The organism is Rhodococcus sp. 06-470-2, assembly GCF_002258235.1.
In the GTDB taxonomy this organism is placed as follows: domain Bacteria; phylum Actinomycetota; class Actinomycetes; order Mycobacteriales; family Mycobacteriaceae; genus Rhodococcoides.
The window spans coordinates 59,229-69,777 of the sequence record NZ_NOYB01000024.1 but is presented as its reverse complement, the minus strand read 5'-3'; the positions used below and the strand labels follow the sequence as shown (position 1 = coordinate 69,777).

Genomic DNA, 10,549 nt, shown 5'->3' with positions numbered 1-10,549 from the left:
GGTGCAGTGCGGGCTACAGCTCGAATCCGGGGTTCTACTCCGCCGGGTCGTTCTCTGTCGGCAAGGTTCGGTGATCGGCCGAGCGGGGTGCCGTCTGGCGTCCGCGTACCAGGACCACCAGTGCAACCACGACCACCACGATGATGATCGCGATGAAAGCCATCCATCCCAAAGCCAACCAGACGTAGTCCGTGTTCACGTGCATTCCACCTTCGTAGGCCGATGAGAGTCGGCGACTGTCGTTCTCGTACGCCGGGTTCCGATTCCGTCGAATGCGGTGTTACGACTCGAAAGTTAAGTGGCAGAACACCGAAAGCCAATGGGGTCGCCGCGAAGGTGCACCTCCCACTACGACCAAGGTCGTAGTGGACTACGACCCTCGGGCAATGGACGTGAGCCACCCGGCCGTAGACGATCGACGCATGGCCACCGCTAGTGGAACAGTCGGTCCCCGCACTGCATCACCGCGTCATCTCGTCGCCGTCGGTGCGCCCGATCGGTCACTGCGGTCATCGATTCGATCTGCCTGGTCCGAAGCTCGACCCGCAGTGCAGATCATCTTCCAGCTTCGGCTGATCGCGGTGGTCGCCGTGGCGTCGCTCGACGCCGGAGCTGCTCCCCGGTGGACGGCCGCCGCACTGTGCTGTGCGGGATGGCTGTGCCTCACGTGGTCGATCTACCTGCTCAACGGTCTCGCCGACCGCATCGAGGACCGGGTGAACGGATCAATGCGACCGATTGCGCAGGGCACACTCGATGCGGGAGTGGCTCGCCGGTTCGTAACTGTTCTGGCGTGCGTGGGTATGGTTCTGTGCTTGTCGGCCGGCCGGCCGGTTCTGATGTCGGCGCTCGTCATGCTCGCCCTGGGCTTTCTGTATTCCGTCGGGCCCGCGCCGTTGAAGAACAGCGTGTGGGGGGTCCAGGTCGCGGTGTTCGGAGGCGGGCTCACAACTTACGCTGCCGGAGTGTGTGCGGCCGGCACCGAGGTCACGCCTGCCGTGATCGTATTCGCGATCGCGATGTCGGCGTGGATGGGTGTTGGCGGTCTGGCCAAGGACGTCTCCGACGTCGACGGCGACAGGGCCGCCGGACGGTCGACGCTGGCGATGTGGAGCGAACGTGGCACCTGCCTGGTCATCGCGTCGGCGGCCGGAGCCATCTGCGTCGGATTCGCCGTCTCGGCGTGGGCACTCGAGGAACGACTCATCGTCCCGGCACTGGTATTGGCCTGCGGGGCAGCGGCGATTGCGGCGTTCGCTGCGGTGGGGGGATCATCACGTCGAAGGCACGCGCGCACCCCGTACACCGCCTTCATGTACTCGCAATACGGTGCGCACACGGGCGCTCTGTGCATGCTGCTGTGAGAGACGCCCGAACAACACGATTCGATTGCCGACCCGACCACGCATCGAATCACCGGTGACCCACAGGTGAACTGCTTCGAACGAAGTCTCGAACGGAAGGGCCTCGACGTGCGTGTTCATGTGCACTCGGTACCAGTTGTGCTGTTTGTCCCGCTAATATGACGCGATCGGGATCGGCGTAGCGAATCAGGCTTTCCAGGGGTCTGATCCGTCCGGTTCTCCAGGGCGGGGGCGAACGAAGTGAGTGTCGAACCGAATCGACTCGTCGAGCGGGCGGTCACGGCGTACACAGCCCTCCTCGACGGTTCGGGGAGCCCGGTGCTGACCGATCGATCGTTGCAAGTGCAGCTGACGCGTCAGGCGGAAGCCGTGGTGCGCGTCATCGCTACAGCGTTCACCGCTGTCGGCACGCCGACATCGACGCCGCCCTCGCCCGATCCGAGCGAAGCCATCGGTGAGCAGCGCGCCCGATCAGGCATTCACCCGACCCAATCGCTGGCAGCGGCCACATTGATGTTCGAGGCCCTGTTTCCCGTACTCGTCGAGGCGGTCGACCCACCGACCTCGACCGATACCGTCGTCGCGCTGGGAACCGCTCTGCAACGGGAGATCCAGGAACGCCTGGCTGTCGGATCGATCCCGTACGTCAACTATCTGCTGACAAAGCTCCTGTCCTCGCAGCAGGACGAGCGCAGCCGGATCGCCCGCGACCTACACGACCGTATTGCGCACGGAATGGGTGCCGCCCTCCAACAACTCGACCTCTACGACCACTACCGCACGCGGGATCCGGTCCGAGCCGAAGCCCACCTTTCCACTGCACGAGAGTCGATCAAGTCGAGCTTCGACAGCACTCGGCAGGTATCGGCGGATCTGTGGGTCCGGTTGGGCGGCGAATCGCTGAGCCAGTCGTTGGCGTCCTACTTGGAATCGACCGTTCCCGAAGGAACGGTCTCCGAGGTGACGGTCGCCGGGGAGGAACCGGGTCTGGCGGACGAGGTTGCTCAGGAGCTCTACCTGCTACTCCGAGAGGCGATCCGTAACGCCATCATCCATGGGAAGCCAGACGCAATCACCGTCGAACTCGCCACCCAGCGAGACAGACTGCGCGCCGTCGTCCGCGACAACGGATGCGGCTTCGACGTCGGAGCGGTCACCGCGATCAAGATCGTGGGCGGACTGGCGTCGATCCGCGAACGCGCCGAGTTGCTCGGGGGGCGCGCTGTCATCACGGCCGATCCAGGATGCGGGACCACGGTCGAGGTTCAGCTGCCGTTGCTCGACCGCACCGCCGAATCGCTCGGGAGGACTCGGTGGTGACCGGGCACGCCATCCGTGTGATCCTCGCCGACGACCACACACTCTTTCGAGACGGTCTCGCAGCGTTGATCGAGACCGACCCCGCATTCAAGGTGGTCGCGCAGTGCCCGGACGGAACGACCGCCATCGAGGTCATCACCCGAGACGTTCCGGACATCGCCGTGGTCGACATCGAAATGCCGGGCCCAGGAGCACACGCGGTCGTCACGGCAATTCGCGCCGCAGCACCGACCGTCTCGATCGTCGTCCTGTCGATGCACCAGGATGCCGAACTGTTGCGCAGCCTCCTCGATGCCGGGGCATCGGCATTTCTGTCCAAGACCGTCGCGCGAGATCAGCTGATCGCCGGGCTCCACTCGGTCCAGCGCAGTCCGGACAACGTATTGCTGTCCACGTCTCGCGATTCGATCAGCTCCGCGCTCGACTCCGAGACGCCCGGACCGCCGAACCTGTTGTCGCCCAGAGAACTCGAAGTTCTCCACCTACTGGTCGAAGCACGTTCCAACTATCAGATCGGCCGAGAACTCGGAATCACGGAATCCACCGTCAAACGCCACCTGACCAACATCTATGCAAAGCTCGGTGCTGTCTCACGCGTGGACTGCGTCCGTAAGGCCTCGGCGTTCGGAATTCCGGGTGTCTAGAGCTCCAGACCCACCGAACCGGTTCCCGAGTCCGCCTCGCATACTGTCTCGATGATCATCGAACACGCCCTGCTGCACGTCATTCCCCACCGAACCGACGATTTCGAGGCCGCCTTCGCCGACGCGAAATCGATCATTTCCTCGATGCCGGGGTTCGTGAATCTGACACTGTCGCGGGGCATCGAGCAGCCCGATGTCTATCTTCTGCTGGGGGAATGGGAACGCCTCGAAGACCACACCGAGGGCTTCAGGAAGTCAGACCGGTACCAGGACTGGAAGACGCTGCTGCATCACTTCTACGAGCCGTTCCCCGTCGTCTCGCATTTCGACCCGATAGAGAACGCATAGGAGATAGGTTCGAGTCTCGTTCCCATCGCCGTTTCGAGGAGATAGTCGTGGCCAACGCTTCGTCGTTCGTATCCAAGCAGGACGACATCGAGATCAGCACCTACACCTGGACCACGTCCGTCGATCCGGCTCGCGGCGTCGTACAGATCGCACACGGACTCGCCGAACACGGCAGCCGCTACGCCCGCTTCGCCGCCGCTCTGAACGACGCCGGATTCCACGTCGTCGCCTCCGATCATCGCGGCCACGGAGAGTCGATCGTCGACACACCGGGCGACTTCGGGGCTGCCGCGTTCGCCGGGTTGTGGGCCGACATCGAGCAACTCGGCGAATCGTTGCTGAACGAATACCCGGACCTGCCACTGTTCCTGTTCGCACATTCGATGGGATCCTTTGCCGCGCAGCATGTTCTGATCGAGCGCTCGGATCTCTACGAGGGCGTGGTGCTGTCGGGTTCGACCACGCTCGACATCCTCGCCGCCGGCATGGCCGACGCTCCAGCTGGTGACCTCAGTGTCTTCAACGCCGCCTTCGAGCACCGCACCGGGTACGAGTGGCTCTCGCGCGACGAGGCCGAAGTCGATGCCTACGTCGCCGACCCGCTGTGCGGCTTCGACCTCCCCGAGTCGACGGTCCCTGCCTTGTTCGGTGAGGCCGACAAGCTCGCCGATCCACACAACCTCGAGCAGATCCGCTCCGACCTGCCACTCCTGATCACGTCGGGAACCGACGACCCGCTCGCCGACGGCGGACAGTTGATCGAAACCCTCGCTGCCCGGTACCGCCAGGCCGGCATGAGCGACGTGACCGTCACTCTGTACCCCGGTGCCCGCCACGAGATTCTCAACGAGACGAACCGTGACGAGGTCACCGCGAACATCATCGGCTGGCTCACCGACCGCGCCGGAAAGATCTAGCGCTTTCGTAGCTGCACGGGCTGCCCGTCCTCCGGGAAGGGCAGCGACGTGAAGTTCAGCGGCGCAACGTAATCGGGATCGACCGACCAATCGAATCGCAGCAGCAGGTGGTGCATGATCGTCTTGATCTCGGCACCCGCGAAGAACATGCCGATGCACTTGTGCACTCCGCCGCCGAACGGCTCCCACGCGTAGCGGTGCACCTTGTCCTCTCGGCGGTCGTCGGCGAACCGGCCGGGGTCGAACTTCTCGGGTTCCGGCCAGTACTGCTCCATGTGGTGCGTGAAGTGCGGCGCGACCGACGCGTACGTCCCCGCGGGTACGAACCTCCCCTGCACCTCGGTGTCTTTGACAGCGCGTCGCGCCACCACCGGAGTGGGCGAGACCAACCGCAGGCATTCCTTCATCACCAGATCGACACCGTGCAGTTCGTCGAGTTGCGCGAGCGTCGGCGCATCGGTGCCGAGGGCCTCGGACTCCGCGCGGCACTTGTCCTGCCACTCGGGGTGTTGCCCGAGGTACTGCATCATCGTCGACAGCGTGATCGTCGACGTGTCGTGCGCAGCCATCAGCAGGAAGATCATGTGGTCGATCACTTCCTCGTCGGAGAATCGCTCGCCGTCGTTCCCCTCGATGTGGCACAGGACCGAGAACAGGTCGTCGGTTTCGGTGGCGCGCCGCGACGGAAGGTAGCGCCGGAAGAACTGCTCGAGCATGGCGCGGCCATCGAGGCCACGCTTCCACCGCGTTCCCGGAACTCGATAGCGCACGATCGACGTCGCAGCCTGAACGCACGCCACGAAACTCGAGTTGAGCTCGGCTATCTCGGCTTCAGTGCTGCCCTCGGCACCGCCCATGAAGATGCTCGTCGCCACCTCCAGGGTCAGCGCTTTGAGCGCCGGGTAGACCTGGACGTCGCGCCCGCCCTGCCACGCGTCCAAACCGGTTGCGGTGACAGGATTCAACGCCTCGACGGATTTGGTGAGCCGGTCCCTCGTGAAGGCCTGCTGCATGATTCGTCGGTGCTTCAGGTGCTCGTCGGAGTCCAGCAGCATCAACCCACCGTGGAAGAACGGGCCGATCAGCAGGGACCAGCCGTCACCGTTCGCAAACGCCTTGTCGGCGTTCTGCAACACCTCTTGGCATGCGTCCGGACCGAGAACGGTGATCCACTTCTGCCCGGCCATCGTCAGCCACGACACCTCGCCGTACTTCTCCCACCGACTCCCGAGCAGTTTCAGGGGGTCTCGGATGTATTCGAGTGTGTGCCCCACGACGGGTATGCCGCCGTCACCGTATACCGGTTGGAGCGCTGAATCAGCAGGGGGAGCAGCCAGAGCACGTGCCATTGTCGACCTCCGTCAATCTGACAGAGCGTCCTGTCAGATGAGATGTAGTCTGCGTCACACCCGCTTCCTCTGTCAAGATCTACCCATGGCTTCCCCGACGCGCAGGTACAACGGCATGAGTGCCGACGACCGCACCGCCGACCGTCGCGCGCGGTTGCTCGAAGCCGGACTCGAAGTGTTCTCCACGGCCGGTGCCCAGAACACGACCATGACCGCGATCTGCGCGGAGGCGAAACTGACCGAGCGCTACTTCTACCAAAGCTTCTCCGGCAAAGAGGATTTGCTCGAGAAGGTGGTCGAGTCGGTATCCGACGAGATCCGGGCAGCGGCTATGGACGCGTTGCACTCCCCGGCCCCCACCGTCGAGGAACAGGTGCGCAACGCCATAGCAGCGTTCGTCGGCGTGCTCACCGACGACCGCCGCAAGGGACGCGTCGCGATGATCGAGTCACTGGCCGTCGACTCACTGCGGGATTATCGACGAAAGTCCATGCGCGCGTTCGCCCATCTGGTGGCCGAGCAGTCACGTGAACTGTTCGGCGAACAGGCCTGGCCGCAACCACAATCCGAGATCAACGGCCTGCTGTTCATCGGCGGACTCGCCGAACTGGTCATCGCGTGGTTGAACGACGAAATCGACATCGCCCCTGCCGACATCGTCGACGCCGCAACACGTCATTTCATCGCGACGGCACACCGCTGAGGTGCCTTCGGCAGTGGCGTGTTCAGGTGCCGCGGAAGGCACTTATTCGCACCACTGCGCCGAAGGCGCACTCCTATCGGTCGAAGTGCGCCTTCGAGATCTGGCCGTGCACGCCGACCGTCTTGTCGACCACCTGCGAGACGGTGAAGTTCGCGGCCGCGGAAAGGTAGGCATAGGCCGTCGCCCGGTCCATGCCGAGGTCGCTCTCGAGGAAGTCGAGCGCGTTGACCACTGCGCGACGCATGGCTGCGTTCAGGTCCGAACTCTGACCGCCGACGGCACCGTCCGGATCGGACAGGCCGATCGGAATCCATGAATCCTCGTTCTCGGCAAAGGGATACGAGTATGCGACGGACGGGGCATCACCGCTACCCGCCTTGCAGACCGTCAGACGGAAGGTGCCGCGCAGGGAACCCTCCATCGCCGTCAGTGCGACCTCCCCGTCGCCCATCGCCATGTGCGGATCGCCGACGTAGAACAACGCACCCTCTGCGAACACCGGGAGGTAGAACGTCGACCCGACGCCGAGCAGGCCGACATCGATGTTGCCGCCGCCGAGCGTCGGGGGAATCGAATTCGCATTCGGTGATGTCAGGCCCGGGTCGCTGGCGAAGGCAACACCCATCATGCCCATGAAGGGACGCAGCGGAAAGCGTACGGCCGCATCGCCGTACCGCATCACACCCTGCCCGTCCTCGACGGCGGTGAACGTGGAGATATTGCCGTACTGCGTCGGGTCACCCGAGGTCCTGCCGTCGCTCGCGATCGGAGGCATCACCTCGTCCAGGCTGATCCCCGCTGGTGCCTCACCGGACGCAGTGACCGCCAGCGAGCCCTTGCCGTGTCTGCTCGACACCACGCCGTACGGAACGCGGGGGATCGCCTCCAGCGTCTCGATCTTGAGTACATCCCCGCGCTGCGCGCCTTCGACGAACACCGGACCCGTCACCACATGAGGGCCGTCGACGTCGAAGTTACGGACCGTGCGGTCGTACCCGCCCGCGATGTCGATGGCGTCCTGCAGCACGTCGGATTCCGATACGCCCTTGCTGCCGAAGAATTCGACGGGATCGCGACCCTGATCTTCGAGAATTCCTTCGTGGCTGAGCGCGTCGATAGTCACCGTCTCGCCGGACTTCATCTGCAGCACCGACTCGGACTCGACCGTCGGGACGTACCCCCACAGGACCTTGTCGACTTCGGAACTCAGATAGTGATCGCCGGAGATGTCGCCTGATCCGGGCTGAAGAATGCCGACCGGTGCAGGTGCCGACGAACTCGCGGCGGCGGTGGTGGTGGACGACGACGACGACGAACACGCTGCCGTTCCGGCAATTCCGACGCCTGCGCCCAATGCCGCCACCGCCTGGATGAATCCACGTCGACCGATTCCCTTGGTGATCGTCTCCGCTGCCTGCTCCGCCATCGACCGCGCCATGATGCCTCCTGAATTGTCCGAATCTCGAACGTAGACCGAGGGTGTTTCTCGGCAGTTACGAACATGCGTCGGACGAAGTACTCGGCAGGACGGCTCAGCTGGGATCGCTTCCACCGATCGCCGACCACCAGAGCGCAGTGACCGCAGCCAGAACGGTGACGGCTACGAACTCGGCCAATCCCCCGCCGTCGACGACCAGCCACAGCAGACCGATGAACGGGCCGGCCACTGCGGCAGGGGCGTCGAGCATGATTCGGCGGCGTAGCGATCCGAATCTTTCACTGCGCGTATGCAGATCGACGTCGTTGAGGCGAGGGGCATCGAGGGGTGTGCCGGGAGGTAACGACGTGCGATGCCGCCCCGACGGCACGGCGAGAATCCCCGGTTCCACGACGAAAGCACGCCGACCGAAGATCGACCTGCTCACGGTCGCGGCGGCGTCGGGAACGATTGCCAGCAGCCCGGTGTGGAAGTAGACGGGGTACCAAGCCCGCCCTGTTTTCTCGTGGACCTCCAGGTAACCGCGCGACCGCATGCGGTGCTGAAACCGAACTCGCCGCACTGTGGTTCGGGCGGTCGATGTCTGTGCTGATCGCCCGGACAGGAGAGCGCACGCCACCGACCAACCCGTCCAGACGAGGACGACGAGCGCAACGAAGACACTCAGCGGTGCGATGACGACAACGGTCGATGCCGCGACAACCAACGTGGCTGCCGCGGCACCGACCGGATATCCGAGACCGTGAGCTATTTCAGGAACCCGACCTTCGACATATCGAGGTCACCGAATCCCGGAGCGCCGAAGTTGGCGAGATTCGACTTCGTCGCATAGGTGAACGGACGCTGGAACATCGTCAGGCTGTGGCCTTCGGCCCAGATCGCTTTGTCCGCTTCGTTGTAGTCGGCGATACGTGCGTCGTCGTCGAGCTCGCCCGCGGCCTTGTCGAGCAGCCCGTTGATCTCCTCGGACCCGACCTGGCCGTAGTTCTGCAATGTACTTCCGGGCGTCAAACGGAAGATGCCGTCACTGCTGGACGTGTACGGCGTTCCCTCCCAGGTGAAATGGGTGACGTCGAAAGCACCCACCAGGATGTACTTCTCGAAGAAGTCGTCCGACGGCACCGCATCGATGATGAGGTTGGCACCGACAGCCTTGAGGTTCTGCTGGATGATCTGCGCTTCCTGCGTCGCGTTCGGAGTGTCCGCCGGAATGATGTCGTGCAGATCGAGCTGCTGACCGTCCTTGGAGCGGAACTCGCCGTTCATCGTCCAACCGGCGGCCTCGAGCTCGGACTTCGCCTTCTCCGGGTCGAACGTGATGTCGCCGTTGTTCGCCTGGTAGCCCTTCTGTCCGTCGACGTAAATGTGACTGTTGAGCACCGTCGGGTTCGAGGTGATCTGGCCGAGCTGCGAGGTGGCCAGGTAATCGCGGTCGATCGCCTTCATCAGAGCCAACCGGACCGCCTTGTCCGACGTGATGCGCCCGGGAGCACCGTTGAAGTCGAAGTGGCGGTACTGAGACCCGAGGCTCTGCCGCAGGTCGACGTTCGGGATACCACGGGCGACCTTGAATGCATCTGCGCTGCTCCCCAGTTCGTAGTAGTCGATCTCGCCGCTCTGCAATGCGCCGACGGACGCTGTCGAATCGAGTGGGAGGTAAGTGATGGTGTCGAGCACTGCGGGATTTTCGCCCCACCAGTCCGGGTTGCGCTCGGCAACAATGCGCTTGCCACCGGGCTCGATGGTCCGGATCCGGAACGGGCCTGCGGTGGCAGGCATCGTGCTCACAGATCCGGTGTTGAATGCGTCGACACTGGCCATGGACTCAGCTGGCATCAGAGGCTCGTACAACGATCGCCAGTCACCGAACTTCTCGGCAAAGGTCAGGATGACCTGCTGGTCATTCTCGCCGCGGACGACGGACTCGACCTTGTCCCAGCCAGCGGTGCTGGACGCCTCGTACGCCGGATCCTTACCGTTGTTTGCAGTCCACGTTGCCACGAGGTCTGTGTAGTCCAACGGACGCCCGGTGCTCCACTTCGCCTTTGGGTTGATGTTGTAGGTGATGACCTGCTTGCCGTCGACCTCGGACTCGGTGATGTCGGTGAAGAAATCCGTCGCGACCGTCAGGCTTGCATCGGCTGCAGCATTGAATGCTCTCGGCATCAATGCCAGGTAGTACCGTGCCGCATCGACCGTCGTGCCATCGATTTGGTAGTAGTTGTAATTGGTCGGCACCTGCGAGAGCGGGAAGTTCATGTTTCCGCCCTGCTGGAGATCGCTGATGGGATGCGGGTTTATCTGCGCTCCGCTCTCGAACGACGCAGGCGCATCGGCGTTGGGCCCGGTGTCGCCGGAGCTGCACCCCGCCACCAGTCCGACGGTAGTCACTGCCACCGCGATCGGGACCAGTGCCCGAAATAGCTTGGCTCTCATCAATTCACCTTTCTCAGTGTGCACATAACC

At 63.6% G+C, this 10,549-nt stretch carries 11 protein-coding genes; 6 read left to right on the top strand and 5 right to left on the bottom strand.

Going from position 1 to position 10,549, the window contains the following annotated elements:
• Positions 1–34: 34 nt before the first annotated feature.
• The gene (locus tag CH276_RS28495; protein ID WP_155290797.1) at positions 35–199 is read right to left on the bottom strand and encodes a hypothetical protein; all 165 of its coding nucleotides are present in this window, start codon (positions 197–199) and stop codon (positions 35–37) included.
• A gap of 223 nt (positions 200–422) precedes the next feature.
• On the opposite strand from CH276_RS28495, the gene CH276_RS12960 reads away from it, so the two are divergent.
• From CH276_RS12960 to CH276_RS12940, 5 genes are all read left to right on the top strand, one after another.
• Positions 423–1,364 (top strand): UbiA family prenyltransferase, encoded by a 942-nt coding sequence (locus tag CH276_RS12960; protein ID WP_176459236.1) that lies wholly within the window; start codon positions 423–425, stop codon positions 1,362–1,364.
• Positions 1,365–1,604: 240 nt separating this feature from the next.
• Positions 1,605–2,684 carry a sensor histidine kinase gene (locus tag CH276_RS12955; RefSeq protein ID WP_094630816.1) on the top strand — a complete coding sequence of 360 codons (1,080 nt, stop codon included), beginning with the start codon at positions 1,605–1,607 and terminating at the stop codon, positions 2,682–2,684.
• Positions 2,681–3,328: a response regulator transcription factor gene (locus tag CH276_RS12950; RefSeq protein ID WP_032395107.1), complete on the top strand. Its 648-nt coding sequence runs from the start codon at positions 2,681–2,683 to the stop codon at positions 3,326–3,328. Before CH276_RS12955 ends, CH276_RS12950 begins: the two co-directional genes overlap by 4 nt.
• 51 nt (positions 3,329–3,379) lie before the next feature.
• Positions 3,380–3,676: an antibiotic biosynthesis monooxygenase family protein gene (locus CH276_RS12945; protein WP_094630818.1), complete on the top strand. Its 297-nt coding sequence runs from the start codon at positions 3,380–3,382 to the stop codon at positions 3,674–3,676.
• Positions 3,677–3,723: 47 nt separating this feature from the next.
• Positions 3,724–4,593, top strand: a complete 870-nt coding sequence (locus tag CH276_RS12940; RefSeq protein WP_094630820.1) for an alpha/beta fold hydrolase — start codon at positions 3,724–3,726, stop codon at positions 4,591–4,593.
• On the opposite strand, the gene CH276_RS12935 is transcribed toward CH276_RS12940, so the two are convergent.
• Positions 4,590–5,942, bottom strand: coding sequence for a cytochrome P450 (locus CH276_RS12935; RefSeq protein ID WP_094630822.1), 1,353 nt, complete (start codon positions 5,940–5,942; stop codon positions 4,590–4,592). The two genes, CH276_RS12940 and CH276_RS12935, sit on opposite strands and share 4 nt — an antisense overlap.
• A gap of 85 nt (positions 5,943–6,027) precedes the next feature.
• Between CH276_RS12935 and CH276_RS12930 the strand changes: the two genes are divergently transcribed.
• Positions 6,028–6,645: a TetR/AcrR family transcriptional regulator gene (locus CH276_RS12930; protein WP_032394963.1), complete on the top strand. Its 618-nt coding sequence runs from the start codon at positions 6,028–6,030 to the stop codon at positions 6,643–6,645.
• A gap of 73 nt (positions 6,646–6,718) precedes the next feature.
• Here the strand turns inward: CH276_RS12930 and CH276_RS12925 are convergent, their stop codons facing one another.
• The 3 genes from CH276_RS12925 to CH276_RS12915 form a co-directional block, all read right to left on the bottom strand.
• On the bottom strand, positions 6,719–8,083 hold the full coding sequence (locus tag CH276_RS12925; RefSeq protein ID WP_094630823.1) for an acetamidase/formamidase family protein: 1,365 nt from the start codon (positions 8,081–8,083) through the stop codon (positions 6,719–6,721).
• A 94-nt stretch (positions 8,084–8,177) separates the two neighbouring features.
• On the bottom strand, positions 8,178–8,618 hold the full coding sequence (locus CH276_RS12920; RefSeq protein ID WP_141214703.1) for a hypothetical protein: 441 nt from the start codon (positions 8,616–8,618) through the stop codon (positions 8,178–8,180).
• 212 nt (positions 8,619–8,830) lie between these two features.
• A complete protein-coding gene (locus CH276_RS12915; protein WP_141214702.1) occupies positions 8,831–10,519 on the bottom strand; it encodes an ABC transporter family substrate-binding protein in 1,689 nt (562 codons plus the stop codon).
• Between the last annotated feature and the right edge of the window lie 30 nt (positions 10,520–10,549).

Excerpts from the sequence above, each read along its gene's own strand:
- CH276_RS12920 (WP_141214703.1), bottom strand. The coding sequence starts at position 8,618 with ATGCGGTCGCGCGGTTACCTGGAGGTCCACGAGAAAACAGGGCGGGCT.
- CH276_RS12935 (WP_094630822.1), bottom strand. The coding sequence starts at position 5,942 with ATGGCACGTGCTCTGGCTGCTCCCCCTGCTGATTCAGCGCTCCAACCG.
- CH276_RS12925 (WP_094630823.1), bottom strand. The coding sequence starts at position 8,083 with ATGGCGCGGTCGATGGCGGAGCAGGCAGCGGAGACGATCACCAAGGGA.
- CH276_RS12960 (WP_176459236.1), top strand. The coding sequence starts at position 423 with ATGGCCACCGCTAGTGGAACAGTCGGTCCCCGCACTGCATCACCGCGT.
- CH276_RS12915 (WP_141214702.1), bottom strand. The coding sequence starts at position 10,519 with ATGAGAGCCAAGCTATTTCGGGCACTGGTCCCGATCGCGGTGGCAGTG.
- CH276_RS12945 (WP_094630818.1), top strand. The coding sequence starts at position 3,380 with ATGATCATCGAACACGCCCTGCTGCACGTCATTCCCCACCGAACCGAC.
- CH276_RS12930 (WP_032394963.1), top strand. The coding sequence starts at position 6,028 with ATGGCTTCCCCGACGCGCAGGTACAACGGCATGAGTGCCGACGACCGC.